21 protein-coding genes and 1 pseudogene are annotated in these 23,703 nt (G+C 53.8%); 13 read left to right on the top strand and 9 right to left on the bottom strand.

The window, feature by feature from the left end; genetic code table 11:
• Window positions 1-512: 512 nt before the first annotated feature.
• Window positions 513-3,242 (top strand): cation-transporting P-type ATPase, encoded by a 2,730-nt coding sequence (locus tag AC6I8C_RS21205; protein WP_497823740.1) that lies wholly within the window; start codon window positions 513-515, stop codon window positions 3,240-3,242.
• Here the strand turns inward: AC6I8C_RS21205 and AC6I8C_RS21200 are convergent.
• On the bottom strand, window positions 3,231-4,262 hold the full coding sequence (locus AC6I8C_RS21200) for an AI-2E family transporter (RefSeq protein WP_497823739.1): 1,032 nt from the start codon (window positions 4,260-4,262) through the stop codon (window positions 3,231-3,233). The two genes, AC6I8C_RS21205 and AC6I8C_RS21200, sit on opposite strands and share 12 nt — an antisense overlap.
• A gap of 188 nt (window positions 4,263-4,450) precedes the next feature.
• On the opposite strand from AC6I8C_RS21200, the gene AC6I8C_RS21195 reads away from it, so the two are divergent.
• From AC6I8C_RS21195 to AC6I8C_RS21165, 7 genes are all read left to right on the top strand, one after another.
• Window positions 4,451-5,065, top strand: coding sequence for a TetR/AcrR family transcriptional regulator (locus AC6I8C_RS21195; RefSeq protein WP_497823738.1), 615 nt, complete (start codon window positions 4,451-4,453; stop codon window positions 5,063-5,065).
• 51 nt (window positions 5,066-5,116) lie between these two features.
• The gene (locus AC6I8C_RS21190; protein ID WP_497823737.1) at window positions 5,117-5,983 is read left to right on the top strand and encodes an alpha/beta fold hydrolase; all 867 of its coding nucleotides are present in this window, start codon (window positions 5,117-5,119) and stop codon (window positions 5,981-5,983) included.
• 274 nt (window positions 5,984-6,257) lie between these two features.
• Window positions 6,258-7,445, top strand: a complete 1,188-nt coding sequence (locus AC6I8C_RS21185) for a M20 metallopeptidase family protein (RefSeq protein ID WP_497823736.1) — start codon at window positions 6,258-6,260, stop codon at window positions 7,443-7,445.
• Between the two features lie 21 nt (window positions 7,446-7,466).
• Window positions 7,467-8,315 (top strand): ABC transporter substrate-binding protein, encoded by an 849-nt coding sequence (locus AC6I8C_RS21180; protein ID WP_497823735.1) that lies wholly within the window; start codon window positions 7,467-7,469, stop codon window positions 8,313-8,315.
• Window positions 8,316-8,321: 6 nt separating this feature from the next.
• On the top strand, window positions 8,322-9,047 hold the full coding sequence (locus tag AC6I8C_RS21175) for an ABC transporter permease (RefSeq protein ID WP_497823734.1): 726 nt from the start codon (window positions 8,322-8,324) through the stop codon (window positions 9,045-9,047).
• Window positions 9,048-9,056: 9 nt separating this feature from the next.
• On the top strand, window positions 9,057-9,743 hold the full coding sequence (locus tag AC6I8C_RS21170; RefSeq protein ID WP_135910984.1) for an ABC transporter permease: 687 nt from the start codon (window positions 9,057-9,059) through the stop codon (window positions 9,741-9,743).
• Entirely contained in the window at window positions 9,740-10,519 is a 780-nt protein-coding gene (locus AC6I8C_RS21165; protein WP_052271289.1) for an ABC transporter ATP-binding protein, read from the top strand. The genes AC6I8C_RS21170 and AC6I8C_RS21165 overlap by 4 nt, the downstream gene beginning before the upstream one ends.
• 64 nt (window positions 10,520-10,583) lie before the next feature.
• Here AC6I8C_RS21165 and AC6I8C_RS21160 read toward each other — a convergent pair whose 3' ends face one another.
• Window positions 10,584-11,177 carry a TetR/AcrR family transcriptional regulator gene (locus AC6I8C_RS21160; RefSeq protein WP_497823733.1) on the bottom strand — a complete coding sequence of 198 codons (594 nt, stop codon included), beginning with the start codon at window positions 11,175-11,177 and terminating at the stop codon, window positions 10,584-10,586.
• A gap of 143 nt (window positions 11,178-11,320) precedes the next feature.
• Here AC6I8C_RS21160 and AC6I8C_RS21155 point away from each other — a divergent pair, with 143 nt between their 5' ends.
• From AC6I8C_RS21155 to AC6I8C_RS21140, 4 genes are all read left to right on the top strand, one after another.
• Window positions 11,321-11,722, top strand: coding sequence for a RidA family protein (locus AC6I8C_RS21155; protein WP_497823732.1), 402 nt, complete (start codon window positions 11,321-11,323; stop codon window positions 11,720-11,722).
• A gap of 129 nt (window positions 11,723-11,851) precedes the next feature.
• The gene (locus tag AC6I8C_RS21150) at window positions 11,852-12,412 is read left to right on the top strand and encodes a fasciclin domain-containing protein (RefSeq protein WP_095707976.1); all 561 of its coding nucleotides are present in this window, start codon (window positions 11,852-11,854) and stop codon (window positions 12,410-12,412) included.
• 61 nt (window positions 12,413-12,473) lie between these two features.
• Window positions 12,474-13,022, top strand: coding sequence for a sigma-70 family RNA polymerase sigma factor (locus tag AC6I8C_RS21145; RefSeq protein ID WP_497823731.1), 549 nt, complete (start codon window positions 12,474-12,476; stop codon window positions 13,020-13,022).
• On the top strand, window positions 13,019-13,696 hold the full coding sequence (locus AC6I8C_RS21140; protein WP_497823730.1) for an anti-sigma factor: 678 nt from the start codon (window positions 13,019-13,021) through the stop codon (window positions 13,694-13,696). Before AC6I8C_RS21145 ends, AC6I8C_RS21140 begins: the two co-directional genes overlap by 4 nt.
• 222 nt (window positions 13,697-13,918) lie before the next feature.
• Here AC6I8C_RS21140 and AC6I8C_RS21135 read toward each other — a convergent pair whose 3' ends face one another.
• From AC6I8C_RS21135 to AC6I8C_RS21125, 3 genes are read right to left on the bottom strand one after another with little or no spacing between them, the layout of a single operon-like run.
• Window positions 13,919-15,178, bottom strand: a complete 1,260-nt coding sequence (locus tag AC6I8C_RS21135) for a glycerate kinase type-2 family protein (RefSeq protein ID WP_497823729.1) — start codon at window positions 15,176-15,178, stop codon at window positions 13,919-13,921.
• A 2-nt stretch (window positions 15,179-15,180) separates the two neighbouring features.
• Window positions 15,181-16,269, bottom strand: coding sequence for a tartrate dehydrogenase (locus tag AC6I8C_RS21130; RefSeq protein ID WP_497823728.1), 1,089 nt, complete (start codon window positions 16,267-16,269; stop codon window positions 15,181-15,183).
• 14 nt (window positions 16,270-16,283) lie between these two features.
• Window positions 16,284-17,594: an MFS transporter gene (locus AC6I8C_RS21125; RefSeq protein WP_497823727.1), complete on the bottom strand. Its 1,311-nt coding sequence runs from the start codon at window positions 17,592-17,594 to the stop codon at window positions 16,284-16,286.
• A gap of 128 nt (window positions 17,595-17,722) precedes the next feature.
• Here AC6I8C_RS21125 and AC6I8C_RS21120 point away from each other — a divergent pair, with 128 nt between their 5' ends.
• The gene (locus tag AC6I8C_RS21120; RefSeq protein ID WP_497823726.1) at window positions 17,723-18,631 is read left to right on the top strand and encodes a LysR family transcriptional regulator; all 909 of its coding nucleotides are present in this window, start codon (window positions 17,723-17,725) and stop codon (window positions 18,629-18,631) included.
• Between the two features lie 119 nt (window positions 18,632-18,750).
• Here AC6I8C_RS21120 and eptA read toward each other — a convergent pair whose 3' ends face one another.
• The 4 genes and pseudogenes from eptA to AC6I8C_RS21100 all read right to left on the bottom strand — a co-directional run bounded on the left by eptA (window position 18,751) and on the right by AC6I8C_RS21100 (window position 23,643).
• Window positions 18,751-20,400: a phosphoethanolamine transferase EptA gene (gene eptA, locus AC6I8C_RS21115; protein ID WP_497823725.1), complete on the bottom strand. Its 1,650-nt coding sequence runs from the start codon at window positions 20,398-20,400 to the stop codon at window positions 18,751-18,753.
• Window positions 20,401-21,115: 715 nt separating this feature from the next.
• Window positions 21,116-21,460 (bottom strand): annotated as a pseudogene (locus AC6I8C_RS21110) (LysR substrate-binding domain-containing protein); the annotation flags it as partial.
• A gap of 66 nt (window positions 21,461-21,526) precedes the next feature.
• Window positions 21,527-22,840, bottom strand: coding sequence for an NAD(P)/FAD-dependent oxidoreductase (locus tag AC6I8C_RS21105; protein ID WP_497823724.1), 1,314 nt, complete (start codon window positions 22,838-22,840; stop codon window positions 21,527-21,529).
• A gap of 182 nt (window positions 22,841-23,022) precedes the next feature.
• On the bottom strand, window positions 23,023-23,643 hold the full coding sequence (locus tag AC6I8C_RS21100) for a dTMP kinase (protein WP_497823723.1): 621 nt from the start codon (window positions 23,641-23,643) through the stop codon (window positions 23,023-23,025).
• Window positions 23,644-23,703 lie beyond the last annotated feature (60 nt).

Genomic DNA, 23,703 nt, shown 5'->3' with positions numbered 1-23,703 from the left:
TTATTCGCCTTAACATCAGCTATTTCACTGCGGTTTAATAAGCGTTAAGGCGTCATTAGCCTGGTGCTTATCGCCACCGGGATAAAAATATTTTTAATATTCGTAATCTTATTTTAACGAGACGGCAGGGCCGCTTCGCCTGGATCGGGTTACGCCGCCATATGAGAGACCACCAGCCAGGTCAGTAAGCCGACTAATGTGGTTGCGGTGACCGCGAGAATAACGAAACCGCAAAGCATGATAATGCTCTGTTTTTTCATCAGAGTTTCCTTTTGCGAGCCAGAGTACAAGCCGAAGCACACTGCATCAGCATACTTAAACCTTAGCTAAACAAAAACAACGTTGTTATTCTCATAATATAGGTTAGATTTAATTTAGCCATTTTATGTTATTCATCAGACGTTTCTTACCTAAATATGATATCGGTCATTACCGGCGGGAGCGGCTTCCCGCAAAATGCATGTCTTTTAATTGCGCCTTTAATTCATCGCTAAATGGCACGAGGTTTATATATGCTAAATAATGATAAGCAGGATAAAGCGTTAGCTTTATCTGAGCGCCCCTGGTATCAGCGTAGTGTAGCCGAGATATTTTCTGACCTGCAAAGCTCTCCGGCAGGATTATCGACTGCTGACGCACAGGAACGTCTGCAGAAACAGGGGCCAAACGCGCTGCCGCAAAAAGCGGATAAATCAGCGCTGCTCAAATTTATCGCCCATTTTAAAGATGTGCTGATTTATATTCTGCTGGCCGCAGCGGTGATCACCGCGCTCATGGGCCACTGGGTGGATACCTTTGTCATTATCGGCGTAGCCGTTATCAATGCCCTGATCGGCTTTATTCAGGAGAGCAATGCCGAGAAATCGCTGAAGAGCATTCAGAACATGCTCGCCAGTGAAGCGATGCTGGTGCGGGATGGCAAACAGGTCACCGTCGCAACACGCGATATTGTGGTCGGCGACGTGGTGATGTTACGTCCCGGCGATAAAATTCCGGCTGACCTCAGACTGTTTGAGGTCAACAATCTGCGGGTGGAAGAGGCGATTCTCACCGGCGAATCGACAGTGGTGTCTAAGAACATCGACACGCTGAGCGGTGAAAAGTCGCTGGGGGACCGTCTGAATCTGGCGTTTTCCGGCACCACAGTCAGCTCCGGCACCGCCTCAGGTGTGGTCATCGCCAGCGGGGGTGATACGGAACTGGGCCATATCAACGAAATGATCAGCGGCATAAAAGAGGCTAAAACCCCGCTGCTGGTGCAGATCGACAAACTGGGTAAAGCCATTTTCCTTATCATCCTGGCGATGATGGTGGTGCTGTTTATCTTCGGTTTCATGCTGCGTGACATTCCGCTGGGCGAACTACTGTTGTCCGTCATCAGCCTGGCCGTCGCCACAGTGCCCGAGGGTCTGCCCGCCATTATCTCCATTATTCTGTCGCTGGGTGTGCAATCGATGGCGCGCACCAATGCGATTATCCGCAAACTGCCGACGGTCGAAACTCTGGGCGCCATGTCCGTTATCTGTTCTGATAAAACCGGCACGCTCACTATGAATGAGATGACGGTGAAAGCGGTGGTGCTGGCAAAAAGCCGCTGGCGCGTCAGCGGCAACAGCTACGAACCCAAAGGCGAAATTGTGGCTGAGCAGGGCGGCAACGCGGCTGCTTCGGCGGCACAGGATCCGTTGTTCCAGCAGTTCCTCCATGCGGTAGACACCTGTAATGAAAGTCAGCTGCGTCAGGAAAGCCAGGGGCTCTGGACGATTGTTGGCGGCCCGACTGAAGGCGCACTGAAAGTGCTGGCAGCTAAAGGTCTGACGACGCCTCAGCCGGTTGACGTGGTGAGCAAGCTGCCGTTCGATTCCCTCTATAAATATATGTCGGTCAGCTGTGTAGCTGACGGTGAATCTTATGTTCTGCTGACCGGCGCACCGGATGTGCTGCTGACGCTGTGTCAGCAGCAACAAACGCCAGACGGTGCAGAGCCGATTGACCGTGCTTACTGGGATGCGGCCATCACTACCTATGCGAGCGAAGGATTACGCACCGTTGCTGCCGCCTGGAAAAAAACCTCCGCACCCATTACTTCGCTGGATCATGCCGATCTGAAAAGTGACATGGTGCTGCTGGGGCTTGCCTGCATGATGGATCCGCCGCGTCCTGAAGCCATAACTGCCATTGATGAATGCCAGAAAGCGGGCATCCGCGTCAAAATGATCACCGGCGACCATCAGGAAACGGCAATGGCGATTGGTCAGATGCTGGGAATAGGCAACAGCCAGACGGCCATCACGGGTTACCAGCTTGAACATATGAGTGACGCTGAACTTGCCGAGGCGGCAAAAACCTATGATATTTTTGCCCGCACTAGCCCGGAACATAAACTGCGTCTGGTGAAAGCACTGGAAGCGAGCGGCGAGATCGTGGGTATGACCGGCGACGGCGTCAACGACGCACCGGCGCTGAAGCAGGCGAACGTCGGCATCGCGATGGGGATTAAAGGCACGGAGGTTACAAAAGAGGCGGCCGATATGATTCTGGCCGACGACAACTTTGCTACCATCGCGGCGGCAATCAAAGAAGGCCGTCGGGTTTATGACAACCTGAAAAAAACTATTCTGTTCGTTATGCCAACCTGTATGGCGCAGGGGCTGCTGATTATTATCGCGATTCTGATGGGTAATCTGCTGCCGTTAACGCCGGTTCAGATCCTGTGGATGAACATGGCGACCTCCGCCACGCTGTCGTTTGGTCTGGCATTTGAGCCAGCTGAACCCAATGCGATGCGCCGGCCGCCCCGTAATGTCAAAGCACACGTGATGGACGCTTATGCCATCTGGCGTGTGGTGTTTGTCAGCCTGCTGATTTCAATCAGTGCCTTTGTGCTGGAAGCCTGGCTGCAACCGCGTGGCTACAGTCCTGAATTTATCCGCACCGTGCTGTTGCAGATGCTGGTTACGGCGCAATGGGTCTACATGCTTAACTGCCGCAATACGGATGGTTTCTCCCTGGACCGTGGCTTGCTGAAAAACCGCGGTATCTGGCTGGTGACGCTGGTCCTGATTGTGCTTCAGGCAATCATTATCTACGTGCCGTTGATGAACACGCTGTTCGGAACCCGCCCGCTGCCGATTAACTACTGGCTGATTTCGCTGTTTGTCAGTATCGCAATCTTCATCGTGGTAGAGATTGAGAAACGCCTCACCCGCGCATGGCGGGTGAAGACGCCGTCACTGAGTTAACTCTGACTCCGGGTCCTGCTGCGGATAGCTCGCCAGCAGGACCTTCTTAATCAGATAGGTCAGAGGAATGGCCAGTATCCCGCCCGTAATCCCCAGTAACGCCTGCCAGAAGAGAAATGCCAGCAACTGTGTGGTGAGCGCCAGATTGAGTCGTTTACCAATCAGCAGCGGTTCAATCACCGAACTCAGGCAGAGGTTCAGCACCATAAAGAAGCCTGAGACCGCCAGCGCAACCTGTAAATCAAACATGATGTAGCTCTGGATCACCGGCGGAATCGCGGCCAGGAAAGAGCCCAGCACCGGCACGTAGTTAAAGATGAACATCAGCACGCCCCAGAAAAAGGCAAACTTCAGCCCGATCAGGTGCGCACCTAAACCCACGATGATCCCGCCAAGAATACTGGTCAGTGTTTTCACCCTGGCATAAACAATCACGCTCTCAATTCCCTCCTGCAGCGCCAGATAAAAGGCGTGATTTTTTCCGCTGACCCGCTGCTGAAGCGCCGCTTTCAGCAGCGGCATCTCATAGAGCATAAACAGCAGCATCAGAAACACCATGATCCACCAGGAGATGACGCCGGGAATTTGCGTCAGAAACGCGGTAACGATGCGCACTATCGCGCCCGCATCCACAAAAGTGAGCATCTGGTCGGGCGTAATACCGATATCAAGCCGGGCAAAAGCCAGCGTCAGCTGTTCCAGCCGTGCCGCCAGCAGCATGGGGGCCTGGCGGCTGAGCTGCATTAAATCGGGCGTCAGTGCCGTTAACTTGAGCGTGGTGACCACCATGACCATCAGCATCAGCGTAATCACCAGCAGGGATGAGATAATGCGTGGGATGCGCTTTTTATCCAGCCGGGTAATCAGTGGGTCGAGCATGATAGCCAGTAACGCCGCCAGCAGGACCTGATTGATTAGCGGTGCCGCCAGATAAAGGCCGGTGAGAATAATGGTCAGAGAGGCGAGAATAAACAGCACGCGTGCCAGCGGTTGCCAGAGAGTAAACCAGCTCAGTCCCATGTTCGGGCTCCTTCAGCAAAGATAAGCTGCAGTATAGATGAGGCTTAAGCTTCAGTGCTTTGCGTCAGGTCAGAGTGTGTGGAAGGGGCGGGAAGATGAAAGATTGGCCCTGCTGTTTTTATGCCAGCATAGAAATGCTTTTTATCGCAGTCAAATCAGTCTATCTTTAAGAGAACAATCATTTCCTAATGGTGCTATCAATGCACGATAACCGTAATAAAGATCGGGGACGACCACGGGCATTTGACACCGATGCGGCACTCGACAGTGCAATGCTGGTTTTCCGGCAGAAAGGCTATCACGCCACCTCAATCGGCGATTTGGGCCAGGCTATGCAGCTGACCACCGGCAGCATTTATAAAGCCTTTACCGACAAACAAACGCTGTTTGCTACGGTCTTTGCTCGCTATCTCTCACAGCGTAACGGCAGCTTAGCTGCGCGGCTGGCGCAATGTGAAAACGGCCGTGAGCAACTGGCGGCGCTGCTGCATTTTTACGTGGATTCAGTGCGCGATGTGGAGGGCGAGCGCGGCTGTCTGGTCGCGGTAAGTGCCGTGGAGTTGCAGACGCTGGATGAGGAGCTGGCCAGCGCGGTCAGTGCGGCGCTGATGCGCAATCAGCAGAACTTACAGCAGATGATCAGGCTGGGTCAGCAGGATGGTTCAGTTAATCCTGCACTTGACTGTGAAGCCACCGCTTCGCTGATGCTCTGTATCGTGCTGGGGATGCGCGTCGCCGGTAAAGTTGCGGCTACCCGGCCCGATAGCAGCATCATCCCTCTGGCACTGAAATTACTCGACTGAATTTTTTTATCCATTAAGGAAGTGATCGTTTCCTTATTATCCGGAGGCTTTATGTATTCTCAACCCGCTTATCAGCATCATTTTATCAACGTGGGCACAAAGCGCCTGCACTACCTTAGCGCTGGCAGCGGACACGCAGAAACGGTGGTGTTGCTCGCTGGTTTTCCGCAGAGCAGTTACGCCTGGCGGGAGGTGATTCCCCGGCTGGCCAGTCGTTTTCATGTCATTGCACCCGACTTGCCGGGGCAGGGTGATTCAGATTTCCCGGTCAGTGGCTATGACACCGACAGTGTAGCGACATGCATTGTGACGTTGCTAAATCAGCTGGGAATTGAACGCTTTCATCTGGCCGGACATGATATCGGAGCATGGATCGCCTGGTCACTGGCGGCAGCCCATCCCGATAAGGTCAGCCGTCTCGCGCTGCTGGATGGCGGTATTCCCGGTGTGACTCTGCCTGACCTGCTGCCGATGGTCGGTGATAGCGCCTGGAAAACCTGGCATTTCGGCTTTCACTGTGTGGATGATCTGCCGGAAGCCCTGATCACCGGCAGGGAGGCGATCTACCTTGACTGGTTTTTTAACCGCAAAGCAGCGAATCCTCGTCGCATTGATGCGACGGCCCGTCGCGAATATTTGCGCATTTTTCAGCAGCCCGGCGCGTTACGCGCGGGACTGGCTTTTTACCGCGCCTTCTCGCAGTCGGCAGAGCAGAACCGTCAGCGTGCGTTAAACGGTAAGCTGGCAATGCCGCTGCTGGCGGTGAGTGCTGATCAGGGATCGATACCTGATATGGCTAAGCCGTTACGCGCTGTGGCGCAGCAGGTAAACAGTGAAACTATTCTTAACTGCGGTCATTTTATTCCTGATGAACAACCGGAGAAATTAGCGGAAATACTGTCAGACTTCTTTATTTAACCTCCGGATATACGCTGAATAACACCGCGCAGAAAGTAGGGAAAGTAATGTGGGGCGGTGGATTATTAATATTATTGCTGATCCGCTGCTATCTCATACGGCTTTCCAATAAATAAACATAAGTTACTGATTTTTAATGGTTCCTCGTGTGTTATAACGCGTTGCTTTCTGTCACGTGCTGTGAATAAATAAACGGTCACCACCATCCAACGTCAGGATGAGATTAAAAAGAGGGCCGGCACCAGACTGCCGGCCTCATATTGCCGGGGCTGCGATGAATCAGGAAAAAGAACAACTGGCCGGGGAAATAAAAGCCAGAGTTAATGAGATTGAACCGCAATTAGTGGCGATTCGGCGTGATATCCATGCGCATCCGGAATTAGGCTTTGATACGCTGCGTACGGCCAGTCTGGTCACAGAGTATCTGCAGGCGCTGGGATTGAATCCCCGGACCGGTGTTGGCCGCAGCGGTGTCGTGGTCGATATCGACGGCGCGGAGCCGGGCAGGACACTGCTATTGCGTGCTGATATGGACGCGCTGCCCATACATGAACAGACGGGTTTATCCTTTGCCAGCCGCTATCCCGGCAAAATGCACGCCTGTGGTCACGACATTCACACGGCGACGATGCTGGGTGTGGCCACAATCCTGCCGCACTATCGTCAGCAGCTAAAAGGCCGCGTCCGGCTGATCTTCCAGCCTGCGGAAGAGACGCCAGAAAGTGGTGCTGAGGCGATGATCGCCGACGGCGTGGCCGACGGCATTGACTGGGCGGTAACCCTGCATAACAAACCTGAACTGGCGGCGGGTGACGTTGCCCTGACGCGCGGCGCCAGTACCGCCTCCAGCGACGAATTCGACGTGACGGTGCACGGCATATCGACCCACGCGGCCCGTCCGCATATGGGCACCGATCCGATCCTCGCCACCGTGCATCTCATCAGCCAGCTCCAGACCATCATCTCGCGTGAACGCGATCCTGCTCACTCCGCCGTGTTAACCATCGGGCACATTCAGGGCGGCACCACCCACAACATCATTCCTGACAGCTGTCTGTTTCAGGGCACCATCCGCACTAAATCGCCGGACGTGCGGGCTGCGATGGAAGCGTCATTCAAACGGATGTGCGAAGGGGTGGCACTGGCGCAGAACGTCCGCGTAGAAGTTAACTTCCAGCGTGGCGTTCCACCCTTAATGAACGACGATCGCCTCATCGATTCACTGGAGCAGATTCTGTCGCATCAGTTTGAGAAGGCCATCATCGCGCAGCCCAGCGCCAGCTTTGGTGCTGAGGATTTTTCACTGTTTACGGAACGGGTACCGGGTTGTCAGATTCATATTGGATCCGCTACGCCGGGCCGTGACGATCATCTGCATAACTCCGACTATCAGCCGGACGAACGCAGCATTGCCGCCGGGACGCAGGCGCTGACCCGCTTTGCTATTGATTTACTCTCTTAATAATAAAGACATGAGGTTTATATGATGATGCGTAACCGTCTCCTGAAGGCGTCTCTGACCGTGGCGCTGCTTGCCACTTCTGCCTTCATTCAGGCGAAAGATTTCGGCACCCTGAAATTTGCTACCGAAGCGGCTTATCCTCCGTTTAACCAGACGACCCCGAGTGGAAAAATCGTCGGCTATGAGCCGGATATGGTGGCGGAGCTGGCGAAGCGTGCAGGTTTTAAATATGAAATCATTGCCCAGAAATGGTCAGGCATGATTCCGGGCCTGCTTGACGGTAAATATGATGCGGTGATAGATGCGGTGACGGTGACGCCAAAGCGCGCTGAAGCGATCGATTTTACTCATCAGTACACCGTCAGCGTCTCCAGCTTTGTGACCGCCAAAAAAAGCCCGCTCGCCACGCTGCCAGGCAGCGACACGGTGGTAACGGCGGATGACGACGCCGGCATGAAAAAAGCAATCGACGATCTGAAAACTACGTTTAAAGGCAAAACTATTGCCGTGCAGGTCGCCACTATTCAGGCTGACTTCCTGCAGAAATACCTGGGCGATGTGGCCACTATCCGCACCTATCAGGCCGGTCCTGAAACCTTCGCTGATCTGATGAATGGCCGCGTGGATGCCGTCATGGCTTCACGTACCAACCTCAATGCCTTTGTGAAAAAACACAACGATGCCATCAGCAGCAGCGGTTATGGCTTCTCGGGTGGTGTGCTGGGTGCAGGCTCGGCGATTGGTCTGCGTAAAGGCAACAGCGAGCTGCAGCAGGTGCTGAATCAGGCGCTGGACTCGATGATCAAAGATGGCACGCTGAGCAAACTGTCGATGAAATGGTTTGGCGAAGATGTCGCGCCAAAAGCGTAACCGCTGATGCTGATGAATATTGACTGGCAGATACTGGGCTTCGGAGATGAGGGCTGGGGAGGCGTGCTGCTTAACGCCGCCGCCGTCACGGTCAGCGTGTCGCTCTGCGCCTGGCTGCTGGGCGCCCTGTTGGGCAGCGTGCTCTGCTGGATGCAGATTGCCGGTTCGCGCTGGCAGCAGCGGCTGGCGGCGGGGTACATCACGCTGTTTCGCGGCGTGCCGGAACTGCTGGTGATCTATCTCTTCTACTTCGGTGGACGTCAGGTGGTCTCCACGGTGGGCACCGCGCTGGGCTTCCAGGGGCCGTTCGATGTGAACGGTTTTGTGGCGGGCGCGATCGCCATCGGGCTGATCTCCGGTGCTTATCAGAGCGGCGTATTTCGCGGCGCGTTTTACGCCATTCCGGGCGGTACGCTGGAAGCGGCGACCGTGACCGGCATGGGACGGCTGATGATGTTTCGCCGCATCATCGTGCCGCAGGCGTTACGCACCGCGCTGCCGGGTATGGGCAACCAGTGGCAATCGGTGATCAAAGAGTCGGCGCTGGTCTCGGTCACCGGGCTGGTGGAAACCATGAACCAGGTCTCGACCGCAGCCAACTCTACCCAGATGTCCTTTTTCTTCTACAGCGTGGGTGCGGTGATCTACCTGATTATCACCACCTGTTCCGATATGGTTTTCCGCTACGTGGAAAAGTTTGCGATACGCGGTCAACAGCGCGTGAAGGGATAAGGAGTCCACGTGGATATGATGTTTTTACAGCAGACGCTGCTGGCGCTGCTGAAAGGATTGCCGCTGACGATCAATCTGGCGCTGCTCTCGCTGCTGGGGGGCGGCGTGCTGGCATTGCTGCTTAACCTGCTGCGCATGACGCGCGTCGGCAGCCTGTTCTGCCGTTTCTACGTCTGGCTGTTTCGCGGTACGCCATTGCTGATCCAGATTTTTATGGTCTATTACGGCCTCGGCAGTTTACCGGCAGTGCGCGACAGCCTGTTCTGGCCGCTGCTGCGCGATCCTTACTGGTGCGGTTTGCTGGCGCTGATCCTTAACGATGCGGCTTACACCTCGGAGATTCTGCGCGGCGGGCTGCGTGCCGTCAGCCAGCAGTCGCTGGAGGCGGCTAAAGTCTCGGGCATGTCGTCGTACAAGATCTTTACCCGCATCACCCTGCCGATTGCGATTCGTCAGGCGCTGCCAGCTTACAGCAATGAAATCATCTCGATGATTAAAGCGACGTCGCTGGTCAGCACCATCAGCCTGATGGAAATGACCGGCATTGCCGATTCAATTGTTTCCTCCACGTTCCGGGCGCTGGAGGTGTTCCTGAGCGCGGCGGTGATCTACCTGATACTGACCATGCTGGTCAGCAAAGGCGTATCGATGCTGGAACGACGCTTATCACCTTACTATTTCGGAGCACGATCATGACCGCACCTACTATCATGCTGAGTCATCTCAGAAAGAGTTATGCGGGACACGAAGTGCTGCACGACATCAGCCTGACCGCGCAGGATGGCGATGTGATTTCGCTGATTGGTGCCAGCGGCTCAGGCAAAAGTACGCTGCTACGCTGCATCCCGTTTCTTGAAGTGCCGCAGGCGGGTGAAATTGCGGTCGGCGAGGTAAACGTCACGCTGGATAACGCCGACGAAAAACTGAGTCGTGAGCAGCGCCGTCGCATCAAGCTGATGCGGATGCAGCTTGGCTTTGTGTTTCAGAGCTTCAATCTGTGGCCGCATAAAACGGTGATGCAGAACATCATTGAAGCGCCGGTTCATGTGCAGAAGCGCAGTCATAAAGAGGCGACTGAAGAAGCCGAAGCGCTGCTGCATAAAGTGGGGCTTTACGCAAAACGCGACGCCTGGCCGTCACAGTTGTCGGGCGGACAGCAGCAGCGCGTGGCGATTGCCCGGGCGCTGGCGCAGCAGCCGAAAGCGATCCTGTTTGACGAACCGACCTCAGCGCTGGATCCGGAGCTGGTGGGTGAAGTGCTGCGGGTGATCCGCAGTCTGGCAGAAGAAGGGCGCACCATGATTATCGTGACCCATGAAATGGGCTTTGCGCGTGACGTGTCGAACAAAGCGGTGTTTCTGCATCAGGGGATGATTGAGGAGTCGGGTTCGCCGGAACAGGTGTTCCTCGATCCGATCTCGCCGCGCTGCCGTGCCTTTGTGAACAGCCACTTTGAGCGCAATGCAGGCTAGAATAACCGGGATCATGCAATCTGGCTTCAGCACTGATAGCTATCGTTTGAAGCCATGTTCAGGATTAATCACTCTGGCGCAGGCCGCCCGCCAGCTGGGTGAACACCTCGATCATCTTTGGCAGTGCCTTTTCCGGGTCACTGCTGGAGCCGACCCAGAGTGCGGCATTCAGCGCTGCGCTATTCAGCAGATGCGCGGCGGCATCGGCGTCTACCGGCTTGATGGTTCCGCTTTCGGTCAGCTTCACAATCGTTTCGCGCGTGGCTTCCAGACAGCTGTTCTGGCTGGGCCATTGCGCGGGATCACCCAGAAATGCCGGGCCATCGCGCAGCACAATACGCTGCACTTCGGCCTCCATGGCTAACTGAATATAGGCGATGCCTTCTGCCACCAGCCTCTCCCACTCATCTTCCACACCGGACGCAGCTGCTTTAGCCCGCTGCGCCATCTCACCATCAACCTGAGCCACGACCGCCGCCAGCAGCCCCTTTTTATCGCCGAAATTATGGTAAAGCGCACCACGGGTCAGGCCCACGCTGGCCGTCAGTTCATCCATAGATGCCGCCGCAAAGCCTTTTTCAGCAAATGCGCTGCGCGCTGCTGCAATCAGCTTTGTACGATTCTCTTCCATTGTTTCAGCGCGACGTTTAGCGGCCATAAGCTCTCCTTTCATATACGCCTCGTATATTATTTGACATACGCAGCGTATGCGTGATTAATGTGACATACGCCGCGTATATTAAATCAATCCTGTGTACGCCGCATCCTGCTTTCCCGACTGACGCAACGCAAGGAACCACTATGATTACGCGCGAACCTGTTTTCCCCGCTAACCGTCATGCCCTTTACGAGCAGCATGGTTATTCTGCTGCCATCCGATCAGGCGATCTGCTGTTTGTCTCCGGTCAGGTGGGCAGCCGTGCTGACGGCACGCCCGAACCCGATTTTTCTGCTCAGGTTAAGCTGGCGTTTGAAAATCTGGCGGCCACGCTCACTGCGGCAGGCTGCACTTTTGACGACCTGGTCGATGTCACCACGTTCCACACCGTTCCGGAGAAACAGTTTGAAACCATCATGCAGGTGAAGCAGTCCATTTTTCCGCAGCCGCCTTACCCTAACTGGACAGCGGTAGGGGTCACCTGGCTGGCGGGATTTGATTTTGAAATCAAGGTGATTGCCCGCATTCCGGAACAACAAAAATAATCTGTTCATGCCGTAAACGGATGCCGGAAGAAAATAATTAAAAATTTTTGCATCCGTTTTCTTCACTCATTCGTATTAACAGATAAGGGCACATCGGCCCTGTCTGCAAACTCAATGAGGGAAGTGAAAATGAAACCATTCCTGCCAACTCTGCTTTTTTCTGCATTAGTTTTCAGCGGTGCCACCTATGCGGCATCCATGGACAGCGATACGGTCATGGTCGGTGGCGCAGCCATGTACCCGTCAAAAAATATTGTTGAGAATGCTGTTAACTCGAAAGATCACACCACACTGGTCGCGGCTGTTAAAGCCGCCGGTCTGGTTCCGACGCTCGAAGGGAAGGGGCCATTTACCGTTTTTGCGCCGACCAATGCTGCCTTTGCAAAATTGCCGCAGGGCACGGTCGACTCTCTGCTTAAGCCAGAGAACAAACAGAAGCTCACCAGCGTTCTGACCTATCACGTGGTCGCAGGAAAACTGGATATGAAAGCGCTGGAGAAAAAAATCAAAGCGGGTGGAGGCAAAGCGGAGCTGAAAACGGTAAATGGCGCCTCCCTGTGGGTGATGGCAAACGGCCCGCACAACATTCAGCTTAAAGATGCTCAGGGCAATGTCGCTAACATTACCACTTATGATGTGAATCAGAGTAACGGCGTCATTGACGTTATCGATACCGTGCTGATGCCGTAAAGCGTTACCTATACTGTGTGTAGCCACTGATACTGTGGCTACACCTTTAACAGGGAAGCCGATGACAAAAACTGTGCCTCATATTCAGGCTGACTTAATGAACCAGATTGCCTGCGGCGATAAATCTGCGCTGGCGCAGATCTATCACGTCCTCTCACCCCGGCTTTACGGCATTATTCTGCGTATGGTCAGACGGCGCGACTGGGCAGAAGAGATCCTCCACGACACCTTTATTCAAATCTGGCAGTCGGCAAACTACTACGACCACAAGCGCAGTGAACCGCTCATCTGGCTCAGTCACATTGCAAGAAACAAGGCGATCGATTTTCTGCGTAAACACGAGAACAGATGCTGTTCGATAGAGGAAATCAGCGAAGCGGAAGCGGGTTTTGAGCGTTCACGTCCCTCTGACGACAGTCCTGCAGAGGCGCGCCGCCTTCAGCACTGTATGGCGCAGTTACCGTCAGAACAGCGACAAAGCCTTTCGCTCGCCTATTATCGTGGTCTGTCACAGAGTGAGATCGCACTCTCCATGAGCCAGCCCGAAGGCACGGTAAAAAGCTGGATCCGTCGCGCGTTAACCCATCTTCGGGAGTGCATAGGCTTATGACTGGTCAGGAAAATGATGATCTCACTGCCGCGGAATATGTGCTTGGGCTAACGGACGCTGACACCCGGCAACGGCTGGATAAACGCTTTAATGACGATGCAGCCTTTGCCGCAGAGGTGGTGCGCTGGCAGAACGCGTTCAGTGGCATTGACCTGACGACTCAGGAGGTCGCACCGCCTTCTGCACTCTGGCAGCAGATTGCGCAGGATCTTGATCGGAAAGCTGGCACCCCCGGAAAAAAACGCAGACAGCAGCCTCCCGGATTCTGGCTCGGCTGGGGCCTCGCCGCGGCAATGACCGGCATCCTCGTATTTAGCTGGGTGACGAAGCCAGATGCGACACACGCGCTGCAGCCGATTGCGGTACTCAGCGGCGCGCAGCCTGATGCACAGTTTGTGGTGAGTCTGGACAAGAGCGCGTCATCAATTCAGGTCTCTGCACTGAACGTCACGCTGCCAGAAAATAAAAACTTACAGCTGTGGCTGATAAAGGGCAGTGCTCCGCCACAATCACTGGGACTGATCGATCACCGTGACAGTAACGCCTTTAAGTTGCCTTCCGGGGAGCTGGATAATAAGACCATACTGGCGGTAAGTCTGGAACCGGTGGGGGGTTCTAAACTCAGCGGGCCGTCCGGGCCGGTGATTTTCCAGGGCAAAGTCACGCTGCTTTAACCCTCATCAGCAGGGATTTATCTGCCGCCTGGCCGTTATTGCACGTTTTAGCCTGGAAGAGGGGTAGCCAGTCCAAAACGTGCACCAGACGGTTAGTCTGTTTTTTTGATTTTTGGCTGAAATGAGTCGCCCCGTCAGCCAGCCCGTTCGTGAATGGCCAGGGCAGTAATCTGCGTTAACGGATAAAACGTCGCTCCCCCGGCACGCGGGAGAGCGACACGCTCACGCAATCAGGATTGCCCGGATATCGTTGACGTTTGTTAACGTAGGACCGGTTATCAGCAGATCATCCAGCGCGTGAAAATAGCTGTAACTGTCATGGTCATCGAGAGAGTGAAGCGCATTAAGGCCGCTCAGTTTGCCGCGTGTGAGTGTGTCGGGAAAGACGATCGCACCTGCCGCATCTTCTGTGCCATCAATACCGTCACTGTCACCAGCGATGGCCCAGATACCCTCCTGACCCTGCAATGCACAGGCAAGGCTGAGCAGAAACTCGGTATTACGTCCCCCTTTTCCAGCCTGACCCTGCCTGACCGTCACGGTAGTCTCGCCTCCCGATAGCAGCAGCGCAGGACCGCGAACCGGCTGACCATGCTGCTTCACCGACCTGGCGATACCGGCCATCACCACCGCCACTTCACGGCTTTCACCCTCTATTGCGTCACCCAGAATCAGCGGCGTCAGCCCGTGCAGGCGTGCGGCCTGCGCCGCCGCCTGCAACGCCAGCGCAGGTGCCGCGATCAGCCTGACTTCACTGTTCACTGCGTTTTCCACTGGACTGGCGGGCTGGTTAAGCACTTTGCGAACCGCTTCCGGGACCGCAATACCGTAACGTTCGAGCATCCTGAGCGCGTCGGGTGGCGTACTGTGATCGGCAACGGTAGGGCCAGACGCCACGTCCGTCGGGTTATCGCCCGGCACATCACTGATGATCAATGACACGATACGCGCCGGCTGCGCCAGGCGTGCCAGCTTGCCGCCTTTTACTGCAGAAAGATGGCGACGGACCAGGTTCATCTCCCTGATGCTGGCACCGCTGTGCAGCAGTGCGCGGGTAATTTTCTGCTTATCTGCCAGCGTCAGTCCCGGTGCAGGCAGCGCCATCAGCGCTGATCCTCCTCCTGAAATCAACGCCAGCACCAGATCAGCCGGTGTTAACCCGCGCAACATCTCCACAATCAGCATCGCCGCCGTTTCGCTCATGGCATCTGACACCGGGTGGGCCGCCTCGATAATTCGGATGCGTCCGGCAGGCACCGCGTGCCCGTAACGCGTGACGACGACGCCTGACACATCCACATCCGGCCAGGCCGCATCGACCGCTGCTGCCATCGCCGCTGAGGCTTTACCGGCACCGATCACCACACAGCGGCCACACGGTTTTTCCGGCAGGTTCGGCGGGATAACCGGCCCGGCCCGGGCGCTGTCAACAGCGTGCTGAAAAATATCGCGAAGGATCGTCGCGGCCTGTTCATTTCTCATGGTTATGCCGTCTCGGTAACGTCAGCGCTGGCTTCGATAAACTGCACGACCGCGCGGGTGACGTCAGCGGTCGTGGCAGTGCCACCCACATCCGGCGTCAGAATGCCTTTCTCGCAAACATATTCGATGCTGTCCATAATCAGCGCAGCGGCGTCACGCTCGCCCAGATGCTCCAGCATCTGTACGGCGGTCCAGAACGTGGCTATCGGGTTTGCGATGCCTTTGCCGGTAATGTCGAAGGCTGAGCCATGGATCGGTTCAAACATGGAAGGGAAGCGGAGTTCAGGATCAATATTGGCGGTCGGTGCAACGCCCAGACTTCCGGCCAGCGCACCGGCAAGGTCTGAAAGGATATCGGCGTGCAGGTTAGTGGCAACGATGGTATCCAGCGTCTGCGGATGCAGCGTCATACGGTGTGTCATGGCATCGACCAGCATTTTGTCCCACTGCACATCCGGGAACTCCAGCGCCACTTCGGCGGCGATTTCATCCCACATCACCATCCCGTGGCGCTGGGCATTTGATTTAGTCACCACGGTCAGCAGTTTGCGCGGACGGGACTGCGCCATTCTGAAGGCATAGCGCATAATCCGCGTCACGCCTACGCGGGTAAAGATCGCCACCTCGGTGCCCACTTCTTCCGGTAAACCACGATGTGCGCGGCCGCCATTCCCGGAATATTCACCTTCGGAGTTTTCACGCACAATGACCCAGTCCAGATCGCCCGGACCGCGGTTTCGCAGCGGAGAGGTTACGCCAGGCAGGATTTTGGTGGGTCTGACATTGGCGTATTGATCGAAACCCTGGCAGATGGGCAGACGCAGACCCCACAGCGTAATGTGGTCAGGCACATCCGGTGCACCGACCGCGCCAAAGTAAATAGCATCAAATGTCTTCAGCGTGTTCAGCCCGGTTTCCGGCATCATCACGCCATGCTGTTTGTAATAGTCTGAGCCCCAGTCAAACGTCTCAATCTCAAACTTCAGCTGCGGATTGTGGCGTGTCAGCGCCTGCAGAACTTCAATACCCGCTGAAATAACTTCCGGACCGATACCGTCGGCAGGGATGGCAGCAATTTTGTAATTACGCATAGTAACTTCTCCAGTTAATGAGTATGAGGATGAGGAATTTCGGCTGTTTGCGGCTTATTCGTTCTGGCAGAGAGAATCAGAACAACCAGAGCAGAGAGCCCCAGCAATCCGGCGACAAAGTAGAGGCCCCAGGTATAGCTACCCGTCTGCTGACGGATCACGCCAATCATCATCGGGCCGACAAATCCGCCGAGGTTGCCAATCGAGTTGATGGTGGCGATGCCCGCCGCTGCCGCCGGCCCGCTGAGGAAGAGCGTCGGCATACTCCACAGTGGGGGCTTGGAGGCACTGATACCTGCGGTGACCAGGGTCAGGGCGACGATGACGGTGAAAAGCGTGCTGACGTTACCGGCATAAATGAGTCCGACGGCAGCCAGCAGGCACGCGCCAATTACGTGCCAACTGCGTTCCCGGGTGCGGTCAGAGTGCCGCGCCCAGAGGATCATAGCGATAACACCGATCACAGCCGGAAAGGCGTTCAGGAAGCCAGTCTCCATTGAGGTTGCGCCGAAGCTGCGGATAATCTGCGGGGACCAGATGCCAAGCGTGTACAACCCGGCCGATGTACCGAAGTAGACCAGGGCCAGCGCCAGAACGCGTTTATCCGCCAGTCCCTGCCAGGCGCTGGTGTGGCTCTGTTTAGCTGCCCGTGCCTGCTCCTCGGCGCGCATGGTGTTTTCCAGCCAGGTGCGCTCCTCGTCGGTCAGCCATTTCGCTTTGGCCGGGCGGTCAGTAAGAAAGAACAGGACAACCACGCCGAGCAGTAATGCCGGTATCGCTTCAACGACGAACATCCACTGCCAGCCGGCATAACCCAGAAAGCCATGCATCTCCAGCAGTGCCGCCGAGATGGGCGATCCGAGTGCCGTTGAAAGGGGCGCTGCAGCCATAAAAATCGCCGTGACCTGAGCGCGTTTTGCTGCCGGGAACCAGTAGCTGAGATAGAGGATGATGCCGGGGAAAAAACCGGCCTCTGCCACGCCGAGCAGAAAACGCAGAACATAAAAGCTGGTTGTGCCCTGCACAAAGGCCATACAGCCAGAAACCAGGCCCCAGGTGATCATCACGCGGGCAATCCAGATGCGGGCACCAACTTTATGCAGAATTAAGTTTGACGGGACCTCAAACAGAAAATAGCCGAGAAAGAATATGCCAGCGCCCAGCCCGAATACGGTGGGTGAAAATCCCAGATCCTGATTCATGGTCAGGGCCGCAAAACCGATGTTCACCCGGTCCAGAAATGCGATGAAATACAGCAGCATGATAAAAGGTATGATGCGAAGGGTAACCTTGCGCATAACCTTTTTTTCGAGGTCATTATTCATTTCGCGATGCTCCACAGTCATGTAGGGTTGTTATTGTTTTGTAATAATCCCAGTATGAAGTTTTGAGCAGCTTTATCATCGGCACAGCTTTATACAAATAATTTGCATAATCAGATTCTGGTAAAAAAATGGATATAAATCAGTTACGTTGCTTTATTGTGCTGGGTGATGAGCTTCACTTTGGACGGGCTGCCCGTAAGCTTGAAATGATGCCTGCGTCACTGAGTCGTTTCATCAGACTGCTTGAGGAGGATTTGGGAATAAGGCTGCTGAACCGTTCAACCAGAAACGTCTCGCTGACGCCTGAAGGGGCGGCTTTCCTGAATGAGGCCAAAACCGTTATCGCGGATTTCGATGCGCTGCGGTTGCGATTCCTTAAAAACAGCTTAACGCAGAAAAGAACGCTACGAATTGGCGCTATTGACAGCGCCGCCAGAGGACTACTGCCGAAACTAATTAATCTGTTTGTCAGGCAGTTTCCTGACGCGGATATCCATATTACGGAAGATAAATCTCACACTCTTATTCCGCGGCTTTTATCGGGGTGGCTGGATGTGGTCCTGATACGCCCTCCTGAACAGGTTGATGCCATGCTGACGACGCGTTTCATCGCGAATGAAACCTGCGTGCTCGCTGTTCCTGCCCATCACCGGCTTGTTAATTATCCCGAGGTCACCATCCGTGATTTTTGTCATGAGCCGGTGATCATGCCAGAAAGGCGTACCCGGCCTCACAGCCATGATCTCACGATGAATGTGTTCAAAGCGGGTGGCTGCACACCTGTCATTGCACAGTATGCTGAAGAGAAACAGACCATCCTGAGCTTTGTTGCTGCCGGTCTGGGCATTGCTCTGGTGCCGTCATCCTATAAAAATATGAATGCTGACGGGGTTAAGTATCTGACTTTTTCGCCAGTCATAGACATTGAGGGGCTGCCGCTCAGTGCGATGTGGCATCAGGGAAACAATAATCTTTATGTCAGCGCCCTGCTGGATATGCTTGCTGATAATCTCGATGCGCTGACCCATGACCTGTAAATATCGATTATTTTCAGGAATAAATTACCGGATCAGATAATTAATTTTTACCTGAGCGATGTACAGTTTTACCGATAGCATCCAGCCAGATAAAAGCTCAACCAAGGGCTTTATCACTCTTATTTTTCTGCGGGCTTATTGCGGCATGTCGCCAGTATATCGTCCGCTGCGACATATTCGCGGGTCTGAACGCCTGTCATGCCCAGCATGGTTGAAAAAAGACTATCCTGAGAATATTTTTGCGAAGTCGCCAGCCGGTTCAGGCATGTGTAGTCAACGGCATAACGCTGCTGGTAATCGGGTGACAGCCAGATCAGCAGCGGCACGCGAGTCTGAAATTCAGGTGCGATAGCATAGGGCAGGCCATGCAGATAGACGCCTTTCTCGCCCAGTGACTCACCATGATCTGACAGATAAACCAGACTGGTCGTAAACTTCTCCTGATGGGCTTTGAGTAATTCAATCGCTTTATCGACAATATAGTCCGCATAGAGAATGGTATTGTCGTACGTATTAATCAGCTGCTCCTGAGAGCACTCCTGTATCTGTTTCGTCTCACAGGTTGGCGTAAATTTACTAAACGCCGGGGGATAACGATGATTATAGGTTGGGCCGTGGCTGCCAATCGTATGCAGCACAATAACGCCATTACCCTGAAGCTGGTTGATATAGGCCTCCAGGCCATGGAAAAGCACCTCGTCATAGCACTCGCCTTTGATGCACATTTCCGAAAGATTCAGCGCTGTCATATCCTGATTAGGCACCCGGTCGCAGGCTCCTTTGCATCCACCATCATTCTCATGCCACAAGACGCTCAGGCCCGCCCGCTGAATGATATCCAGCAACCCCTCCTGATGACTGGCCAGCGCATCATCGTAGTGTCTGCGCGGCATATTTGAGAACATGCAGGGGACAGAGACTGCCGTAGAGGTACCACATGATGCGACGTCAGGGAAGTAGACAACGTCTTCTTCTGCCAGCAAAGGGTTGGTGGGGCGTGGGTAACCGCCCAGAGAAAAATTAGCGGCGCGGGACGTTTCGCCTACGACCAGAATCGTCAGGTTCTTTTTCGGGCCGTTAAGCATCTGGGGGTGTTGATGGGCATCTTCACCTATTTTCACCAGAGGAAGATTCGCCCGCTCACGATGATTATAGTAAGAGAGCGAGGCAGCAATAAAATTAGAAGGGCTCAGGGACTTAACCAGTTCGTGATTATTACGAAACAGTGAAGCGTAATCTTTATAAAATAACATGGCTATCACTGCTATCAACGCAACAGAAACAACCAGACTGATACCGCGCTGAATCAGGCTTTTCCATACCGGAAGTGATTTTTTGAAAGCGGGCCAGAAAGCCAATGCGGCCATAAAGATACCGGTCAAAGATATTACTAAGATCATTTTTGGCGTCAGCAGGGCCATGCTTTCAGCTGGCGTAGTATCCACCATGTTGGTGATCATTGAACGATCAAGAATGATGCCGTAGTGTTGAATAAAATACTGAGCCGTGGCAGAAACAATGATAAATAATGCAATGATTATTCTGTCCAGCCAGATGAAAGAGGCCAGCGTCACCACAATATTTATGACACTAAAAGCCACAATGGGCATGGACAGGAAAAAAAGAACATTGCTAATCCCGTCTGGGGCGATAAGCGACCAGGCCTGTCTGTAAAAAGCGAAGTTAAGAAAAACAGCGATATAAAGAGAAAATAATATGATATAGGTAACCCGGGTTAGTACGGGCTGACTGATATTAAATCGTGACATAAAGGTATTCCCTGACCTGGAAGAAATCGCGCCAATGGCATTTTTCTTAAATGATTAACAGGCTTTAATAAAAATCATGCGCTGTGAACCAGATGTAAAGAAAGGCGAGGACGATTGCCATGGAAATAATCACCGAAAAACACTCACTTGTTGAAATTCTAAACATTCAGTATGCCTGAAGGATCATTTTACACTATTCGCTAATGTTAAATAAAAATGAACTTTATGCTACAATTTGTGCGGTTTATGTGGCAGTTATGTGACATTGATCACGCCGTTTCGTTTAACCTGGCGATGTTTGTTAAGTGTTGGTAGCGGCGTAATGGAACGTTTTGAGCGCTGCGATCGCGGTGGGCTGGAACCGGAATTATCCTCTCAGTTAACATTACCTGGTCTTTAATTCTCTTTTATAAATCTGTAAGCCGCCGCGATTACCAGACTAAGAAGGGTGAATCCGCACAGATAGCATCTATGTTAAAAACCCGGCTTGTCCTTAAACCTGCGGTTGAAACCACTGGCCCGTACGCTGCTACTTCTGCGATCAGGGTTTCAGTTCTCTCGGGATTACGTTTCAGACTGACAATTTATTCGCAGGACTATCAGGCTTTGTGGGCTTAATCGCCGTTTATGCTGACAAATAAGAGCTTCGGCAGCAGGAAGTGATCTGAAAACTCAGTTTGCAAATCACTCCAGCCGTTTCACCTTAAGCGAGCTCTCACAACAGGATTTCAAGCCACTCGGTAAAGACACGCACTTTATGGGAGAGGTGACGATGCGGATAAAGAAGCGACAATTTGCGTTCAGGAGAAGCATTGGCAGGCAACACTTCTGTTAACAGCCCGCGGTCAATATAGGGTTGCAGGAAGACATCCATTCCCTGCATGATTCCCAGGTCGGCAAGACCTGCAGCAACGTAAGCTTCTGAGTTATCGACAACAAGTTTACCCGGTGAGCTGATTTCAGCGATACCTCCGGGAATAGTGAATGTCCAGGGCATAATTTGTCGGCTGCTGCTATTAATCCAGTTAATAGCCTGATGATGCTGCAGGTCTTCCACCGTTTAACGAAAAGGCGGGCCTGAATAAATATCCTCGTAAGCGGTCTGTTCAGGCCCGTTTGTATAAAATTAAACTTCTTTACGGCCCAGATATTGCTCTTTCATCAGCGAAAGGGCAATGCCGATATCCAGTGCTGGCGAGGGGGGCATGATATTGGCTTTGCCCAGCGACAGCATATCTGCAATATGCGGGTTATCCTGTTTCATCATGAAATCCGCCAGCAGCGTGCCTGCCACGGTCTGCTTTGAAATGCCTGCGCCGTTACAGCCGCCCGCCGTGCAGAGAAATTTGTTCAGCATACCCCATTCTGGCGCGCCGTTACGCGTGACGCTGATGGTGCCAGACCAGGTGTGGGTGATCTTCACACTGCCCAGCGTCGGATAGACTTTCTTAAATAAGTGCTCATGCAGCCGGGTCGCCTCGTAAGTCCGGGCCGCATTCACCTGACCCCTGAGCGCGGGTATGACATGCTGGCGAATCAGGAAACGGCGATCTGAGGTAAAACGGAAGGTCGCTCCGGCAATCGCATTAACCGGCGTGAGTCCCCAGCTCTGCATCGGGGGCAGGGTAGCCAGTTGTTCGTCCGTCAGCGGATCGGTGATGCTGGCGAAGGTAGCCATGGCAGCCTGACGCGAAAGCCCCGGACGCAGCTCCGGCGATAGTGCATTGGTAGCCAGCATCACTTTTGGCGTTTTGATCATACCAAATGGTGTCAGCACTTCAGCCATGCTGCTGTAACGGATCCCCAGCACGGGTGTGTTATCGAAGCGCTGAACATTCTCAGGTAAACACGCGTTCAGGCCGGCAATCAGCTGCGCCGGATTAACCAGCACGCAGCCCGGTGTATAAATCCCTTTGCTGTAAAAGCGCGTACCGAGTTTCTGGTACAGCTCCTCGCTGTCTGACATCTGCCACGGCTCGTTCATCAGATCGAGATGGCTGGCATACTCCTTTAAAATAGCGTCATTACCAGGTTCAGCCTGACAGTGATATTTGCCGACCCGTTCCCAGTCGCACTGAAGATGATGCTGCGAAATAACCTGCTCCAGCTGACGAATGCCTTCCTGAAGTAAATTCCGGTATGCGTTTGCCTTTTTTAATTCGGCAGTTGAACTGCCAATATTATGCGGCAGGCCGATAACGAAGCCGGAATTACGTGCCGATGCGCTTTGCTGTGTGCTATGAGCTTCGACGATGATGATTTTCAGGTTCGGATTGATTTCCGCCAGACGGCGCGCAAAGGCGACGCCTGCAAATCCTGCCCCGACGATGACCGAGTCTGCAGTGATATCGCCCTGCAACGCTGGCTGTGGCGAAAAACTGTGCTCACCCGCAGGCCAGCCCGGTTGATTATGATTGAATGGTATTGATGCGTAGCGCAATTCCCTGTGCCTTATATGAAAAATAAAGCAATTTTATAGGGGAAAGCGGGATGCCTGTGCCAGCGGTAATCTGACTAATCTTGATTTCAGACAAGTAAAATAAAGGGTTTTTTCTGCACAACCCGATGCGTGCGAATTTGCGGAGGAAAGAGGATAACGCGCCCACAGAGTTTTATGTTTTGCTATTCAGGTCCGATGATCACGCTGTTAATTTCAGCCACCACCTGCATCGTTGCCTCTTCAATGCTCCCCTCATTGCGGCATAAAAACCAGCCGTTATTCGCAACTTCCTGCTCAAACGCGCGGGTGCAGGCGATATGTTCTTCCAGCCGATGAATTACCGTACTTCCCAGGCCACGCGATCGTGCTGCGGCTCTTTCCCAGGAAACCTCTGGCGCGGTGACGACCCCGACATGCAGATCTGGCGCGCGGACGTTGTGTTCACGGTTTAGCTGCAAAATCTCTGTAAAAGAAACCATCCGTCGAAACGCGGCATCCGATGGATACCAGCGATCCATCAGGATAACGCTGTCCTGCGGCTGTTTAGTCAGTACGTTCTGTGAAATCCAGGCGCGGCTGACAGCAAAGCGCTGACAGATTTCCCATTCCAGATCTGCCGAGGGATCTCTGGCGAGCCGGTTAACCAGTGCCATGGATTCCGACCTGAAAGGATCGCTCTTTTTCTCGCTGAGTCGGATCACTTTCATGTTGTCTGCCCTCAGCACGTGCGTGATGGCCTCCAGCAGCGTGGTTTTACCGGCTCCCTTGGGGCCATCCAGAGAAACAAACAGCTGACGACTCATGCCAGGGGGGACGATTGAGTCAGGATTGCAGTAAAAGGTACATTCGCCAAAAGCATGTTA

This window comes from Pantoea sp. X-Soil-YNGN-844 (assembly GCF_059730595.1).
This window is presented reverse-complemented; position numbering and strand designations above follow the sequence as displayed.